Source organism: Streptomyces sp. NBC_01116 (genome assembly GCF_041435495.1).
Lineage (GTDB): Bacteria > Actinomycetota > Actinomycetes > Streptomycetales > Streptomycetaceae > Streptomyces.
On sequence record NZ_CP108644.1, the window covers coordinates 6,547,357 to 6,562,792 of the forward strand.

The 15,436-nt window shown below is 72.5% G+C and carries 12 protein-coding genes and 1 riboswitch; of the genes, 7 read left to right on the forward strand and 5 right to left on the reverse strand.

From position 1 onward, the window contains the following. Positions 1-4: 4 nt before the first annotated feature. A complete protein-coding gene (locus OG245_RS28900) occupies positions 5-679 on the reverse strand; it encodes a response regulator (protein WP_371626310.1) in 675 nt (224 codons plus the stop codon). Continuing rightward, a complete protein-coding gene (locus OG245_RS28905; RefSeq protein WP_371626311.1) occupies positions 676-2,382 on the reverse strand; it encodes an ATP-binding protein in 1,707 nt (568 codons plus the stop codon). Before OG245_RS28905 ends, OG245_RS28900 begins: the two co-directional genes overlap by 4 nt. A gap of 184 nt (positions 2,383-2,566) precedes the next feature. Here OG245_RS28905 and OG245_RS28910 point away from each other — a divergent pair, with 184 nt between their 5' ends. Beyond that, complete coding sequence (locus OG245_RS28910; protein ID WP_371626312.1) at positions 2,567-3,586, forward strand: LacI family DNA-binding transcriptional regulator; 1,020 nt, start codon at positions 2,567-2,569, stop codon at positions 3,584-3,586. A gap of 54 nt (positions 3,587-3,640) precedes the next feature. On the opposite strand, the gene OG245_RS28915 is transcribed toward OG245_RS28910, so the two are convergent. Then, entirely contained in the window at positions 3,641-4,909 is a 1,269-nt protein-coding gene (locus OG245_RS28915; protein ID WP_371626313.1) for a citrate synthase, read from the reverse strand. Between the two features lie 145 nt (positions 4,910-5,054). Between OG245_RS28915 and OG245_RS28920 the strand changes: the two genes are divergently transcribed. Continuing rightward, positions 5,055-6,200, forward strand: a complete 1,146-nt coding sequence (locus tag OG245_RS28920) for a citrate synthase/methylcitrate synthase (protein ID WP_371626314.1) — start codon at positions 5,055-5,057, stop codon at positions 6,198-6,200. Positions 6,201-6,223: 23 nt separating this feature from the next. Further along, positions 6,224-7,348 (forward strand): GTP-binding protein, encoded by a 1,125-nt coding sequence (locus tag OG245_RS28925; RefSeq protein WP_371626315.1) that lies wholly within the window; start codon positions 6,224-6,226, stop codon positions 7,346-7,348. A gap of 37 nt (positions 7,349-7,385) precedes the next feature. Here the strand turns inward: OG245_RS28925 and OG245_RS28930 are convergent, their stop codons facing one another. Next, entirely contained in the window at positions 7,386-9,842 is a 2,457-nt protein-coding gene (locus OG245_RS28930) for a DNA topoisomerase (ATP-hydrolyzing) subunit A (RefSeq protein WP_371626316.1), read from the reverse strand. Between the two features lie 268 nt (positions 9,843-10,110). Here OG245_RS28930 and OG245_RS28935 point away from each other — a divergent pair, with 268 nt between their 5' ends. The 4 genes from OG245_RS28935 to OG245_RS28950 all read left to right on the forward strand — a co-directional run bounded on the left by OG245_RS28935 (position 10,111) and on the right by OG245_RS28950 (position 14,994). Further along, positions 10,111-11,493, forward strand: a complete 1,383-nt coding sequence (locus tag OG245_RS28935; RefSeq protein ID WP_371626317.1) for a M16 family metallopeptidase — start codon at positions 10,111-10,113, stop codon at positions 11,491-11,493. A 26-nt stretch (positions 11,494-11,519) separates the two neighbouring features. After that, positions 11,520-12,890, forward strand: coding sequence for a M16 family metallopeptidase (locus OG245_RS28940; protein ID WP_371628021.1), 1,371 nt, complete (start codon positions 11,520-11,522; stop codon positions 12,888-12,890). Positions 12,891-13,113: 223 nt separating this feature from the next. Further along, positions 13,114-13,280: riboswitch (cyclic di-AMP (ydaO/yuaA leader) on the forward strand. Positions 13,281-13,293: 13 nt separating this feature from the next. Then, a complete protein-coding gene (locus tag OG245_RS28945) occupies positions 13,294-14,109 on the forward strand; it encodes a M23 family metallopeptidase (protein WP_371626318.1) in 816 nt (271 codons plus the stop codon). Between the two features lie 177 nt (positions 14,110-14,286). Further along, positions 14,287-14,994 carry a GntR family transcriptional regulator gene (locus tag OG245_RS28950; RefSeq protein WP_371626319.1) on the forward strand — a complete coding sequence of 236 codons (708 nt, stop codon included), beginning with the start codon at positions 14,287-14,289 and terminating at the stop codon, positions 14,992-14,994. Positions 14,995-15,153: 159 nt separating this feature from the next. Here OG245_RS28950 and OG245_RS28955 read toward each other — a convergent pair whose 3' ends face one another. Beyond that, positions 15,154-15,435: an HPr family phosphocarrier protein gene (locus OG245_RS28955; protein ID WP_007449776.1), complete on the reverse strand. Its 282-nt coding sequence runs from the start codon at positions 15,433-15,435 to the stop codon at positions 15,154-15,156. Between the last annotated feature and the right edge of the window lies 1 nt (position 15,436).

Here is a 15,436-nt window from a genome sequence, read left to right on the forward strand (position 1 = left end):
CGGTTCAGCCCGCGGCCCACGCGTACCGGTGTTCCGGGCGGCCCGTCTCCCCGTAGCGCAGCGTCAGCCGGACCTTGCCGGTGCGCTCCAGCAGCTTCAGATAGCGCTGGGCCGTCTGGCGGCTCATCCCCGCGCTGTCCGCGATCTCCTGGGCGGAGAGCGGGCCGTCGGCGCCGCGCAGGGCACCACGGACGAGCTCGGCCGTGGTGGGGGAGTGGCCCTTGGGGAGGGCCGGCTCGCCCGCCGCCCACAGCGCGCCGAACAGCCGGTCCACCTGTGCCTGCTCGGCCTCCCCGCCCCCGTCGAGCGCCTGCCGCAGGGTCGCGTACGCCGCCAGCTTCGAGCGCAGGCCCGCGTAGGTGAACGGCTTCACCAGGTACTGGAGCGCGCCGTGCCGCATCGCGTCCTGCACGGTCGCCACGTCCCGGGCGGCCGTCACCATGATCACGTCGACCTGACGGCCGAGGCGGCGCAGTTCCCGTACGACGGCGAGGCCGTTGCCGTCGGGCAGGTAGTGGTCCAGCAGGATCAGGTCCACCGGGACCCTCTCGACCGTCTCCAGCGCAGCGGCCGCCGAGTGGGCCTGCGCGGCCACCCGGAAGCCGGGGACCTTGGCGACGTACGCCGCGTTGATCTGCGCCACCCGGACGTCGTCGTCCACGACCAGGACCTGGATCACGGCTGCCCTCCCGCCGTGGCCGGACGCGCGGGGGGCGGCGGACCGTCGGGGGAGTCCGCGGCGCGCCCGGCTGGCTCCCGCGGTCCGGGCTCTGCCAGCGCCTCCGGCAGGACGACCGTGAACACCGCACCGCCTCCGTCCGCCCCGGACACCGTCACGCTGCCTCCCTGACGCTCGGCGAGCCTCCGTACGAGGGCGAGCCCGAGGCCGCGCCTGCCGTGCGCCGGGACCTCCTTGGTGGACCAGCCCTCCGTGAAGATCGACGCGTACTGCTCGCGGGGGACGCCCGGGCCGCTGTCGCGCACCTCCAGGATCACCGTACGGCCCTCCGTGCTCATCCCGACCTCGATCCGCGCCCCGTCCGATCCGGCCGCCGCGTCCGTGGCGTTGTCGACCAGGTTGCCCATGACGGTGACCAGGCCCCGGGGATCGACCACCCGGTCCGGCAGCAGGGTGCCGGGGGCCAGCCGCAGCGATACGCCGCGCTCGGCGGCGACCGTCGCCTTGCCCACGAGGAGGGCGGCCAGCAGCGGGTCCTGGATCTTCTCGGTGACCTGCTCGGCCGTCGCCCGGTGCACGCCCACCACCTCCGTGACGAACTCCATCGCGTCCTCGTGCATCTCCAGCTCCAGCAGTCCGAGCAGGGTGTGCAGCCGGTTGGCGTGCTCGTGGTCCTGGGCGCGCAGGGCGTCGATCAGCCCGGTGGTGGAGTCCAGCTCCCGGCCCAGGTGCTCCAGCTCGGTCCGGTCGCGCAGGGTCACCACGGCCCCGCCGTCGTCCGTGGGCATCCGGTTGGCCAGCAGCACCCGGCTGCCCCGCACCGCCAGCAGGTCGTCGCCGACCACCCGCCCGGCCAGCACGTCCGCGGTCCTGCCGTCGCCCAGCACCTCCTCCAGCGTCCGGCCCGCCGCCTCCGGGCCCACGCCCAGCAGCCGTTGCGCCTCGTCGTTCAGGAGCCGGACGCGGCCGGTCCCGTCCAGGGCGACGACTCCTTCGCGGATGCCGTGCAGCATGGCCTCGCGCTCCGTCAGCAGCGCGGAGATGTCGGAGAACGCCAGGTCATGGGTCTGCCGTTGCAGTCGGCGGGAGATCAGATACGCGGCGAGCGCCCCGACGGCCAGGGCTCCGCCCGCGTACGCGAGCAGCCCCGGGATCGCCCCGAGGAGCCGGGCGCGGACGCTGTCGTAGGCGATGCCCACCGACACCGCGCCGACCACATCGCCGGACGGGCCGAGCAACGGCACCTTGCCCCGCGCCGAGCGGCCGAGGGTGCCGCTGTCGATCTCCATCACCTCGCGGCCGCGCAGCGCCTCGCCGGGGTCGGTGGAGACGATCGCGCCGATCCGGTGGGTGTCGGGGTGCGACCAGCGCACCCCGCGCTGGTTCATGACGACGACGTACTCCGCCCCGGTCGCCCGCCTGACCCGCTCGGCGGCCGACTGGACGGGGCCCTTGACCGACGGGTCGGTGCTGGTCAGGTCCCGCACGATCCCCGGCTGGGCGGCGGTGCTCTGGGCGATGGCGAGGGCGCGGCGCATCGCCTGGTCGTCCAGCTGGTCGCTGAGGGGAGCCAGGAACAGGCCGGTGACCAGGATCGTCACGCCGGTGATGATGGTCAGCTGCATCAGCAGGACCTGGGAGAAGACCCGCTGGGGCCAGCCGAACCGGCGCAGTCCCCGGCCGGGGGTCGGTGGGGCGTTCATCGTAGAGACGGTAAGCGCCGGGCGGCCGGGGCGGAAATTCGGCCGCGTCCCGGTCCGGCCGGCGGGCCTGTGCCGTACGCGCCTCTTGCTTCGCGGCGCTGTGTCTGTGAGCGTTCCAGGAGCGTCTCCGAGGAGTTCGCCGTCAACGCAATCTGCTTGCGCTTCTTGCGCTAATCTTGCGCTCATGACGCGACGACTTGCTCAAGTGGCCCAGAAGGTGGGAGTCAGCGAGGCGACGGTCAGCCGGGTGCTGAACGGCAAGCCGGGCGTCTCCGACGCCACCAGGCAGGCCGTTCTCTCCGCGCTGGACGTCCTCGGCTACGAGCGGCCGACCCAGCTGCGCGGCGAACGGGCCCGGTTGGTCGGTCTGGTCCTGCCCGAGCTGCAGAACCCGATCTTCCCGGCGTTCGCCGAAGTGGTCGGCGGCGCGCTCGCCCAGCAGGGGCTGACCCCGGTGCTCTGCACCCAGACCAAGGGCGGAGTCTCCGAGGCCGACTACGTCGAGCTGCTCCTCCAGCAGCAGGTCTCCGGCGTGGTCTTCGCGGGCGGCCTCTACCACCAGGCCGACGCCCCGCACGACCACTACAAGGTGCTCGCCGACCGCAGGATCCCCGTCGTGCTGATCAACGCGGCCATCGCCCACCTCGGCTTCCCGGGTGTCTCCTGCGACGACTCCGTCGCCGTCGAGCAGGCCTGGCGGCATCTCGTCTCGCTCGGCCACGAGCGCATCGGCCTCGTCCTCGGCCCGTCCGACCACGTGCCCTCGCAGCGCAAGCTCGCCGCCGCCCGGGTCCTCGCCGAGGAGGCGGGCACGACCGTGCCCGACGAGTGGGTGGCCCGCGCGATGTTCTCCCTGGAGGGCGGGCAGGCCGCCGCGATGCGGCTGCTGGACCGGGGCGTCACCGGCATCATCTGCGCGAGCGACCCGCTCGCGCTGGGCGCCGTGCGCGCCGCCCGCCGCCGCGGCCTCTCGGTGCCCGCGGACGTGTCGGTCGTCGGCTACGACGACTCGGCCTTCATGAACTGCACCGAGCCTCCTCTGACCACCGTCCGCCAGCCCATCGAGGCCATGGGGCGCGCGGCCGTGGAGCTGCTCTCGGTGCAGATCGGCGGGCGGACCGTGCCCTCGGACGAGCTGCTCTTCGAGCCGGAGCTGGTGGTGCGCGGGTCCACCGCGCAGCCGCCGCGCGAGAATTCCCTGTGATCCGTAGTTAATTTGCGCTGACCTGGCCTCTGGTTCGGACCTGGTGGACAGCCCTCAGGGCCTCGCGCCGGGACGGCCGGGCAGCGGCTGTGGCGGCCGGGGGCCCGCGTACTGCCCGCTGGGGCGGATGCGGAGCGGGCGCTCTGCGTACTCCTCCAGCGCGTGGGCGATCCAGCCCGCGGTGCGGGACACCGCGAAAACGGTCTCGCCCGCGTCCGCCGGCATCCCCCGGGAGACGGACAGCACGGCCAGGGCCAGGTCGATGTTGGCGTGCAGCGGAGCGTGCCGCGTCGCCGTCTCCACCACCTCGCGGGCCGCCGCCAGCGCTCCGGCGGCCTGCGGCACGTCCTCCAGCAGCGCGAACAGGGCCGTCGCCCGCGGGTCCTCGCCCCGGTACAGCCGGTGGCCCAGCCCCGGCACCCGACGCCCGGTCCGCAGATGATCGGCGACCACGGGAACCGCGCTGCCCCGGTCCACCGCCTCCCGGAGCATCCGGTGCGCCGGCCCGCTCGCCGCGCCGTGCAGCGGCCCCTCCAGCACGCCGAGGCCCGCCGAGACCACGGCGTACGGGTGGGCCCGCGCGGAGGCGGCGACCCGGGCGGCCAGGGTGGAGGCGGCCAGATCGTGGTCGATCAGGAGGGTCAGGGCCGCGTCCAGTACGGCGAGGGACGGGGCGTCGGCCGGCTCCGCGGTGAGCCGTGACCACAGGCCCCGTGCCAGGGGGCCCTCTCCGTCCGCCGGGTCGCCGAGCGGCGGCAGGGCGCCCACCAGGGTCGGGATCAGACTGCGGGCGCTGCTCAGCACCGCCTCGGGCGACAGGTCGAACCGCAGGGGATCCGTGGCCGCCGCAGCGGTCACCGCCACCCGCAACCGGTCCGTGGACCCGCTGTGCGCGGGCAGGGCCCCGACCGTCCGGCGGGCCGCCGCGAGGGTCGCGGCGGCCGCGTTGAACCGGGCGCCGGGACGCAGCTCGCCCGTCCACAGCCACTCGGCGACCTCCTCGTAGCCGTGGTGACGGGCCAGCTCCGTCGCGTCGACACCGCGGAAGTAGCAGCGGTCGTCCTCGATGAGCGTGATGCCGGTGCGGAAGGCCAGGTCGCCCCCGGCCGGGGAGGCGTCCCGGCGCCCCGAGCGCCGGGCCAGCGTCCGGACCTGGTCCGCGTCGAACGTGCTGCCCCGCCCCCCGGCGGCCCGCGCGCTGCTCAGCTGGCCCCGGCTGACGTAGGCGTACACCGTCTCCGGCTTCACGCCCAGCAGCTCGGCGGCCTCGCGGGTGGTGAGCCGGGGCGGCCCCTGCTCGCCGGGCGCTGATTGATCCGTCATGCCGACCACCGTATCCATCCTGAATCCATGAGTGAGGTCAAGAGTTCCCCTCTCGTGCATTGATTGAATCAACGTTGACAGAATTCAAGTCAAGCATAGACAGTCGAATCAATGTTCCGTGCGTCGAAGAGAGAAGAGAACAGCCATGACCATCACACCCGCCGTCCCCCGCGGTCTCGCCGGCGTCGTCGTCACCGACACCGCCCTCGGCGATGTGCGCGGCCGTGAGGGCTTCTACCACTACCGCCAGTACTCGGCGATCGAGCTCGCGCGGACCCGCGGCTTCGAGGACGTCTGGCACCTGATGGTCCACGGCGAACTGCCCGACCGGGCGGCCGCCGCCGACTTCGCCGCCCGCACGGCCGCCCTGCGGAGCCTCCCCGCCGAGGTGCGCGAGGCGCTGCCCGCCATCGCCCGTGCCGGCGCCGTCTCCGGCCCCCTCGCCGGACTGCGCACCGCGCTGTCCCTGCTCGGTGCCTCGGCCGGATTCCGCCCCGTGTACGACATCGGGACCGAGCAGCGGCGCCAGGACGCGCTCACCGCCTGCGCGGCCGTCCCCACGATCCTCACCGCCCTGTACCGCCTGGGCCAGGGGCTCCAGCCGGTCGAGCCCCGCGAGGACCTGCCGCACGCCGCGAACTACCTGTACATGCTGACCGGGGCGGAGCCGGAGCCCGAGCACGCCAGGGCCGTCGAGCAGTACCTCATCTCCACCGTCGACCACGGCTTCAACGCCTCCACCTTCACCGCCCGGGTCGTCGCCTCCACCGGGGCCGACCTGGCCGCCTGCCTGGTCGCGGCGGTCGGCGCGCTCTCCGGACCGCTGCACGGCGGAGCCCCCAGCCGGGCCCTGGACACCCTGGACGCCATCGGCACCCCGGACCGCATCGACGGCTGGATCCGCGAACAGGTCCTCTCCGGCCGCCGCATCATGGGCTTCGGGCACCCCGTCTACCGCACCGAGGACCCGCGCTCCCGGATGCTCAAGTCCCTCGCGCAGGACTTCGGCGGGCCGCTCGTCGACTTCGCCGTGGAAGTGGAACGCCAGGTCGAGGCCATCCTCGCCGAGCTGAAGCCGGGCCGGGAACTGCACACCAACGTGGAGTTCTACGCCGGAGTGGTCATGGAGCTGTGCGGGCTGCCGCGCGCGATGTTCACCCCCACCTTCTGCGCGGCACGGGTGATCGGCTGGAGCGCCAATATCCTGGAGCAGGCGGAGGACTCGAAGATCATCCGCCCGGCGGCCCGCTACGTCGGCGCACCTCCGCCGCAGCCGGTCCCGGCACCCTGACGACGCCCCGAGGAAGGCCCCCGTTGACCCCGCCCCGTACCCCGCAGATCCCGGTCGTCGTCCTGGCGGGCTTCCTCGGCTCCGGAAAGACCACGCTCCTGAACCATCTCCTCCGCAACCGCGAGGGCACCCGGATCGGCGTGATCGTCAACGACTTCGGGGCCATCGAGATCGACGCCATGACCGTCTCGGGGCAGGTCGGCTCGACCGTCTCCCTGGGCAACGGCTGTCTGTGCTGCGCCGTCGACGCGAGCGAACTCGACACCTTCCTGGAGACCCTGACCCGGCCGTCCGCCCGGCTGGACGTGATCGTCATCGAGGCGAGCGGACTGGCCGAACCCCAGGAGATCGTCCGCATGCTGCTGGCCAGCGACAACCCGCGCATCCTGTACGGGGGCCTCGTCGAGGTCGTCGACGCGGCGGAGTTCGACGGCACCCGTCAGCGGCATCCGGAGCTCGACCGCCATCTCGCCGTCGCCGACCTCGTCGTCCTGAACAAGACCGACCGGGTGGGGGAGGCCGAGCGGGAGCGGCTGCGGGCGACGGTCGCGGAGCTGAGCGGCCCCGCCGCCGTGATCTCCGCCGTGCACGGCCGGATCGACCCCGAGCTCCTCTTCGACCCGGCCCTGCGACCGGACCACGAGGACAAGGTCCGCCAGCTCACCTTCGAGGACCTGCTGCGGGAGGAGGCGGACGGGCACGAGGCGCACGACGATCACCTCCACGCCGCGTACGAGAGCGTCGACTTCACCTCGGACATCCCCATGGACCCGCGCCGCTTCATCGAGTTCCTCGACTCCCGGCCCGACGGGCTCTACCGGATCAAGGGGTTCGCGGACTTCGGCGCGGGGGACCGGGACCACACCTACGCGCTGCACGCGGTGGGCCGCTTCCTGCGCTTCGTGCCCCGCCCGTGGGCGCGCGGCGAGCAGCGGCTCACCCGACTCGTCATGATCGGCGCGGGCATCGACGCCAAAGCGCTGCTGGCCGGACTCACCGCCTGCCGCGCGGACGTGCCCGCCCTCGACGACTGCACCGATGCCGGTGCCGACGCCGCTGCCGTCGAACGCGGCATGTGGGGCGTGCTGCGGTACGTACAACAGGAGGCGGACCCCGTGGACGTACGGGAAGCGGCCGCGGAGGCGTAGCACCCCCGGGCCGCTCCCCGTCGTACGCGAAGGGCGCCTACAGCGGCGGTCCCGCGATCACGTCCACCGACTCCAGCAGCGGCGTGCCCGAGCCGTCCCGCCTCGGGTCCGGCTCCGGCAGCTTCGCCGGGGTGCCGTTCTTCTGCGCGGCCCGGGCAGGCGTCGGGCCCGCCCAGGCGAAGACCAGGACGTCCTCGCCCTTCAGGAACCGCTGGCAGCGCACTCCGCCGGTCGCCCGGCCCTTGCGCGGATACTGGTCGAACGGGGTGAGCTTGGACGTCAGCACCGAGTCGTCGAGCGTGCCGTGCGAGCCGGCCACCGTGAACACGATCGCCTCGGCCGCCGGGTCCACCGCCGTGAACGACAGCACCTCGGCCCCGGCCGCCAGCTTGACGCCCGCCATCCCGCCGGCGGGCCTGCCCTGCGGGCGCACCTGGGCCGCCGGGTAGCGGAGCAACTGGGCGTCGGAGGTGATGAACACCAGGTCCTCCTCGCCCGTGCGCAGCTCGGTCGCGCCCACGATGCGGTCACCGTCCTTGAGGGAGATGACCTCCAACTCGTCCTTGTTGGGCGGGTAGTCCGGCACGACGCGTTTCACCACGCCCTGAAGGGTGCCGATCGCGAGGCCCGGCGAGGAATCCTCCAGGGTCGTCAGGCAGATCAGCTCCTCGTCCGCCTCCAGGCTGAGGAACTCGGAGATCTGCGCCCCGCCCGAGAGGTTCGGCTCCGCGTGCGTGTCCGGCAGCTGCGGCAGATCGATCACCGAGAGCCGCAGCATCCGGCCCGTGGAGGTCACCGCCCCGACGTCGCCGCGCGCCGTCGCCGCCACCGCCGACACGATCACGTCGTGCTTGGTCCGCCGGGCGTCCTCGGAGATCTCGACCGGCTCCGCGTTCGCCGTGCGGGCCAGCAGGCCCGTCGAGGAGAGCAGCACCCGGCACGGGTCGTCCGCCACCTCCAGCGGCACGGACGCGATCTGCGCTCCGGCCGACTCCAGCAGCACCGTGCGCCGGTCCGTGCCGAACTTCTTCGCCACGGCGGCCAGCTCCGAGGAGACCAGCTTGCGCAGCTCCGCGTCCGACTCCAGGATCGCGGTCAGCGCCTCGATCTCGCCGTCGAGCTTGTCACGCTCGCTCTCCAGCTCGATCCGGTCGAAACGGGTGAGCCGGCGCAGCGGGGTGTCCAGGATGTACTGCGTCTGGATCTCGCTCAGCGAGAAGTGCGCCATCAGGCGCTCCTTCGCCTGCGAGGAGTTGTCGCTGTCCCGGATGATCCGGATGACCTCGTCGATGTCGAGCAGGGCGACGATCAGGCCCTCGACCAGGTGCAGCCGGTCGCGGCGCTTGGTGCGGCGGAACTCGCTGCGCCGGCGCACCACCTCGAAGCGGTGGTCCAGATAGACCTCCAGCAGCTCCTTGAGGCCCAGGGTGAGCGGCTGGCCGTCGACCAGCGCCACGTTGTTGATGCCGAAGGACTCCTCCATCGGCGTCAGCTTGTAGAGCTGCTCCAGCACCGCTTCCGGCACGAAGCCGTTCTTCACCTCGATGACCAGACGCAGTCCGTGCGCCCGGTCGGTGAGGTCCTTGACGTCGGCGATGCCCTGGAGCTTCTTCGCCGAGACCAGGTCCTTGATCTTGGCGATCACCTTCTCCGGGCCGACGGTGAAGGGCAGTTCGGTGACGACGAGGCCCTTGCGGCGTGCTGTCACGTTCTCCACGGCGACGGTGGCGCGGATCTTGAACGTGCCGCGGCCCGCCGTGTACGCGTCCTTGATGCCGCCCAGCCCGACGATGCGGCCGCCGGTGGGCAGGTCCGGCCCCGGGACGAAGCGCATCAGCGTCTCGATGTCGGCGCCCGGGTGCTTGATCAGGTGCCGGGCGGCGGCGATGACCTCGCCCAGGTTGTGCGGAGGCATGTTGGTCGCCATGCCCACGGCGATCCCGGAGACCCCGTTGACCAGGAGGTTGGGGTAGGCGGCGGGGAGGACGACCGGCTCGCGCTCCTGGCCGTCGTAGTTCGACTGGAAGTCGACGGTGTCCTCGTCGATCGCCTCCGTCATCAGCGACGTGGCGTCGGCCATCCGGCACTCGGTGTACCGCATGGCGGCCGGCGGGTCGTCGTTGCCGAGGGAGCCGAAGTTGCCGTGGCCGTCGACCAGGGGGAGACGCATCGAGAACGGCTGCGCCATGCGCACCAGGGCGTCGTAGATCGAGGCGTCGCCGTGCGGGTGCAGCTTGCCCATCACCTCGCCGACGACACGGGCGCACTTCACATAGCCGCGGTCCGGGCGCAGCCCCATCTCGTTCATCTGGGACACGATGCGGCGGTGCACCGGCTTCATGCCGTCGCGGGCGTCGGGCAGGGCCCTGGAGTAGATCACCGAGTACGCGTACTCGAGGAAGGAGCCCTGCATTTCGTCGACGACGTCGATGTCGAGGATCTTCTCCTCGAAGTCGTCCGGCGGCGGCGGGGTCTTCGTGCTACGGCGGGCCATCGCGGCTGCGACTCCTTCACAGATTCTGTTCGGACAACCTGAGCTTGTTCGGTACAACACGAGCTACTGACGCGGTCCATTGTGGACCGCCGGACTGACAACGCCGACCTCGACCCGTCCGAAGCGGGCCGAGGGGGCCCGCCAGGACAGCGTCCGCGACACCATCGACGGAAACATCCGAGGAACGGGAACTTCGCCAGGTGCCGGTGCGCTTGCTTAGAGTGGCAGGTCTGGCAGGAAGTCCAGTATCGCGATCGAAGGGACGTACATGCCCATGGGTCACACGGCCACCGCACAGGCCGGCTCCGGCGGCTTGACAGCGACCGAGCACCGCCTGGCCAACGGCCTGCGTGTGGTGCTCTCCGAGGACCATCTGACCCCGGTCGCCGCGGTCTGCCTCTGGTACGACGTCGGCTCGCGCCACGAGGTCAAGGGGCGCACCGGTCTGGCTCACCTTTTCGAGCACCTGATGTTCCAGGGCTCGGGCCAGGTCAAGGGGAACGGTCACTTCGAGCTCGTCCAGGGGGCCGGCGGCTCGCTCAACGGGACGACCAGCTTCGAGCGGACCAACTACTTCGAGACCATGCCCACCCACCAGGTGGAGCTCGCGCTCTGGCTGGAAGCCGACCGGATGGGCTCCCTCCTCGCCGCGCTCGACGAGGAGTCCATGGAGAACCAGCGCGACGTCGTCAAGAACGAGCGCCGCCAGCGTTACGACAACGTGCCCTACGGCACCGCGTTCGAGAAGCTGACCGCCCTCTCCTACCCCGAGGGCCACCCGTACCACCACACCCCGATCGGCTCCATGGCCGACCTGGACGCGGCCACGCTGGAGGACGCCCGCGCGTTCTTCCGTACGTACTACGCGCCCAACAACGCGGTGATCTCGGTGGTCGGCGACATCGACCCCGAGCAGACCCTCGCCTGGATCGAGAAGTACTTCGGCTCCATCCCCTCCCACGACGGCAAGCGGCCGCCGCGCGACGGGACGCTCCCCGGCATCATCGGCGAGCAGCTGCGCGAAGTGGTCCACGAGGAGGTGCCGGCACGCGCCCTGATGGCCGCCTACCGCCTCCCCCACGACGGCACCCGCGCCTGTGACGCCGCCGACCTGGCGCTCACCGTGCTGGGCGGCGGCGAGTCCTCCCGGCTGCACAACCGCCTGGTCCGCCGCGACCGTACGGCGGTGGCGGCCGGTTTCGGGCTGCTGCGGCTCGCCGGCGCGCCCTCGCTGGGCTGGCTGGACGTGAAGACGTCCGGCGGTGTCGAGGTGGAGACGATCGAGGCCGCGGTCGACGAGGAGCTGGCCCGGTTCGCCGCCGAGGGGCCCACCCCCGAGGAAATGGAGCGGGCCCAGGCGCAGTTGGAGCGCGAGTGGCTGGACCGGCTCGGCACGGTCGCCGGCCGCGCCGACGAACTGTGCCGCTACGCGGTCCTGTTCGGCGACCCGCAGCTCGCCCTGAGCGCCGTGGGCCGCGTCCTGGACGTCACCGCGGAGGAGGTGCGCGCGGCGGCCGAGGCGGCCCTGCGCCCCGACAACCGGGCGGTGCTGGTGTACGAGCCCATCGAGCCGGCCGACGAGGCCGACGGGTCCGACGAGGGCGCGACAGGCACCGAGGGCACCGACGCGCACGAGGGGGCGGACAAGTGAGCGACGCCGCCGTGACTGGAGTAGCCATGGAGTACCACCCGCAGCCCACGCCCGGCACGGCCCGCCCCTGGGCCTTCCCGGCGCCCGAGCGCGGCGCCCTGCCCAACGGGCTGACCGTGCTGCGCTGCCACCGCCCCGGCCAGCAGGTCGTCGCGGTGGAGATCTTCCTCGACGCGCCGCTGGAGGCCGAACCCGAGGGCCTGGACGGCGTGGCCACGATCATGTCGCGGGCGCTCTCCGAGGGCACCGACAAGCACAGCGCCGAAGAGTACGCCGCCGAGCTGGAGCGCTGCGGCGCCACGCTCGACGCGCACGCCGACCACCCCGGCGTCCGGGTCTCCCTGGAGGTCCCGGCCTCCCGGCTGGCCAAGGCCCTCGGGCTGGTCGCCGAGGCGCTGCGCGCCCCGGCCTTCGACGGGAGCGAGATCGAGCGCCTCGTCGGCAACCGCCTCGACGAGATCCCGCACGAGCAGGCCAACCCGTCCCGGCGCGCCGCCAAGCAGCTCTCCAAGGAGCTGTTCCCGGCCGACGCCCGGATGTCCCGCCCGCGCCTGGGCACCGAGGAGACGGTCCGGCGGATCGACGAGAGGGCCGTGCGCGCCTTCTTCGACGCCCACGTCCGCCCGTCCACCGCGACGGCCGTGATCGTCGGCGACCTGACCGGCATCGACCTGGACGCGCTGCTGGCGGAGACCCTCGGCGACTGGTCGGGCAACGCGGGCCAGGCCCGCCCGGTGCCGCCCATCACCGCGAACGACACCGGCCGCGTGGTCATCGTGGACCGGCCCGGCGCGGTCCAGACCCAGCTGCTGATCGGCCGCATCGGCGCCGACCGGCACGAGCGCGTGTGGCCCGCCCAGGTGCTCGGCACGTACTGCCTGGGCGGCACCCTCACCTCCCGGCTGGACCGGGTGCTGCGCGAGGAGAAGGGCTACACCTACGGGGTGCGGGCCTTCGCCCAGGTGCTGCGCTCCAGCGGCCCCGACTCGGGCGGCGCGGCCATGCTCGCGATCAGCGGCTCGGTGGACACGGAGTCCACCGGCCCGGCGCTGGACGACCTCTGGAAGGTCCTGCGGACGCTGGCCGCCGAGGGGCTGACCGACGCCGAGCGCGAGACGGCCGTACAGAACCTGGTGGGCGTCGCCCCGCTGAAGTTCGAGACCGCCGCCTCCGTCGCGAGCACGCTGGCCGACCAGGTCGAGCAGCACCTCCCCGACGACTACCAGGCCCACCTCTACGCCCGGCTCGCCGAGACGGGCACCGTGGAGGCGACCGCCGCCGTGGTCAGCGCCTTCCCGGTCGACCGGCTGGTCACGGTCCTCGTGGGGGACGCCGCGCAGATCGAGGAGCCCGTGAAGGCCCTCGGTATCGGAGAGGTGTCCGTCGTCACCGGCTGACGCATCTGCGGCACATCGCCGTGAACAGGACCCCGACGGACGCATGTTCGTCGGGGTCCTCCCTTTTTGCCCGATTAATCCATGACATCCCCCTTTGGGGGAGAGGCTGCCTGTCTGCCCTGTGGGATGTGCGACAAATCCCCTGGTCCGTTTGGCGTGGGGAAGTCGCCCCGCCTAGCGTCGGCTCGGCTGTCCGTCACCCGTATGCCGCAGCCGCGGCGCCGGGCAGTCATCGCCGAGTCCCCGTCAGGCGCGAGCCTGGGGAGCCGGGGACCCACGAAGTCCCTGGGGTGAATCGGAGGCCCGTGCCGCGAACCGGCGCGGGGATCCGTAGGAGACCTTCCTGCTCCGAACCCGTCAGCTAACCCGGTAGGCGAGAAGGAAGGAAAGGATCAGCCCCTCCATGGCGTTCACCCGTGCCACCGGGAAGCACCGTGCCCCGAGCCGCCTCACGCGCCGGAGCGCCCAGGCCGCCGGAATCGCGGCCCTGGCCACCACCGGAGTCCTCGGCTCGCTGGCCTCCCCGGCCCTCGCCGCGGACGCCGAGCCGGCGAAGGCCGCCGACACCGGTCTCACCCAGGCCGTCGCCCTCGACGTGACCCTCGCCGAGCAGATAGACGCGCAGGCCCACGCCCAGAAGCAGCAGGCCGACGCGATCGCCAAGGCGAAGGCCAAGGCCGCCGCGGAGGCCCGCGAGAAGGCCGCCAAGGCCAAGGCGAAGGCGGAGGCCGAGCGCAAGGCCGAGGCCCGCGCCAAGGAGGTCCGCGAGGAGAAGGCCCGTGCCGCCCGCGCCGCCGAGCGCGCCCGGCTGAACGCCTTCCACCTCCCGGTCGCCGGCTCCCACGTCACCACCGGCTACAACACCGGCGGTTCGCTCTGGTCCTCCGGCAGCCACTCCGGGGTGGACTTCCAGGCCGCCTCCGGCAGCTCCGTCGTCGCCGTCGGCGCCGGCACGGTCGTCGAGGCCGGCTGGGGCGGCGCGTACGGCAACAACATCGTGCTCCGGATGACGGACGGCACGTACACCCAGTACGGCCACCTCTCCTCGATCGGCGTCTCCGTCGGCCAGAGCGTCTCCTCCGGCCAGCAGATCGGCCTCTCCGGTTCCACCGGCAACTCCACCGGCCCGCACCTGCACTTCGAGGCCCGCACCAGCCCCGACTACGGCTCCGACATGGACCCCGTCGGCTACCTGCGCTCCCACGGCCTGAACGTCTGACCCGCACCGCGCGACCCCGTCCGAAGGCCCCGGCACCCGTCGGGGCCTTCGGCGATTTCGGCCCGGAGATATTCATGGATTCCGGCCTGCCATCGGAAATTCCGGCGGATTGCCCTAGAGTCACGGAACAGACGTCGGGCGGCCGCGTTCCGCGGGGATCAAGGCGGAGGTTCGGATATGCGCATTCCCGCGCATTCGGTATGCACGGCCATCCGTGACGACATCGTCTCCGGTGTCTTCGAGCGCGGCGGCCGCCTCACCGAGGAGTTGCTGGCGCGCCGCTACGGGGTCTCCCGCGTCCCGGTCCGCGAGGCCCTGCGCACGCTGGAGTCCGAGGGCTTCGTGGTCACCCGCAGACACGCCGGCGCCTGTGTCGCCGAGCCCACCGCGCAGGAGGCGGCCGACCTCCTGGAGATGCGGACGCTCCTGGAGCCTCTGGGTGCGGCACGCGCCGCGCAGCGCCGCACGGAAGCCCACCTCAAGGTGCTCCGGGGCCTGGTCAGGCTGGGTCAGGAGCGGGCCCGCCGGGGCGAGGGCGAGGATCTGCGCTCACTGGGCGGCTGGTTCCACGAGACCCTCGCCCAGGCCTCCGGCAGCCCCGGACTCATCGCGCTGCTCACCCAGCTCCGCCACAAGATCGCCTGGATGTACGCGGTCGAGCAGCCGGCCCGCCCGGTCGACGCCTGGGCCGAGCGCGGCGCGATCGTGGACGCCGTGGCGCGCGGCGACGCGGAGCGGGCGAGGGCGCTGACCGCCCAGTACGCGGAACGCGCCGGCGGGGCCCACCGGCTGCGCCGCCCGTACCCGCCGGGGCGGCGCACCGCGCCGACCGCCCGTGTGAGCACTTCGCAACATGACGTAAACACCGCGGGTGTCCGCCATTAACAGAAGGGCCGTATACAAAGGGAAGTAATTGCGGGGCATTGTTTGTGCTGCCCGAATTCTCGATGCGCTGCTCTTTATCGAAAGCGAAAGAGCCGTGATCCCCCGAGGGGTTCACGGCTCTCGCACCTGTCGAATCCGGCCGGGCCGGTTCGCGTCGGTTCAGACGGTCTCGGGGAGTTCTTCCAGGCCCTCGGCGACCAGCTTCGCGAGCCGGTCCAGAGCGGCCTCGGCGTCGTCCGCGTCGGACGCGAGCACGATCTCCTCGCCGCCCTGCGCGCCCAGACCGAGCACGGCGAGCATGGAGGCGGCGTTCACCGGGTTGCCGTCGGCCTTGGCGATCGTCACGGGGACGCCGGAAGCCGTGGCGGCACGGACGAAGATGGAAGCGGGGCGGGCGTGCAGGCCCTCGGCCCAACCGACGTTTACGCGGCGCTCAGCCATG

What these genes read in the sequence shown, in the direction of transcription:
- OG245_RS28905 (WP_371626311.1), bottom strand. Translation starts at nt 2,382, where the DNA reads ATGAACGCCCCACCGACCCCCGGCCGGGGACTGCGCCGGTTCGGCTGG.
- OG245_RS28910 (WP_371626312.1), top strand. Translation starts at nt 2,567, where the DNA reads ATGACGCGACGACTTGCTCAAGTGGCCCAGAAGGTGGGAGTCAGCGAG.
- OG245_RS28915 (WP_371626313.1), bottom strand. Translation starts at nt 4,909, where the DNA reads ATGACGGATCAATCAGCGCCCGGCGAGCAGGGGCCGCCCCGGCTCACC.
- OG245_RS28920 (WP_371626314.1), top strand. Translation starts at nt 5,055, where the DNA reads ATGACCATCACACCCGCCGTCCCCCGCGGTCTCGCCGGCGTCGTCGTC.
- OG245_RS28930 (WP_371626316.1), bottom strand. Translation starts at nt 9,842, where the DNA reads ATGGCCCGCCGTAGCACGAAGACCCCGCCGCCGCCGGACGACTTCGAG.
- OG245_RS28935 (WP_371626317.1), top strand. Translation starts at nt 10,111, where the DNA reads ATGCCCATGGGTCACACGGCCACCGCACAGGCCGGCTCCGGCGGCTTG.
- OG245_RS28940 (WP_371628021.1), top strand. Translation starts at nt 11,520, where the DNA reads ATGGAGTACCACCCGCAGCCCACGCCCGGCACGGCCCGCCCCTGGGCC.
- OG245_RS28945 (WP_371626318.1), top strand. Translation starts at nt 13,294, where the DNA reads ATGGCGTTCACCCGTGCCACCGGGAAGCACCGTGCCCCGAGCCGCCTC.
- OG245_RS28950 (WP_371626319.1), top strand. Translation starts at nt 14,287, where the DNA reads ATGCGCATTCCCGCGCATTCGGTATGCACGGCCATCCGTGACGACATC.
- OG245_RS28955 (WP_007449776.1), bottom strand. Translation starts at nt 15,435, where the DNA reads ATGGCTGAGCGCCGCGTAAACGTCGGTTGGGCCGAGGGCCTGCACGCC.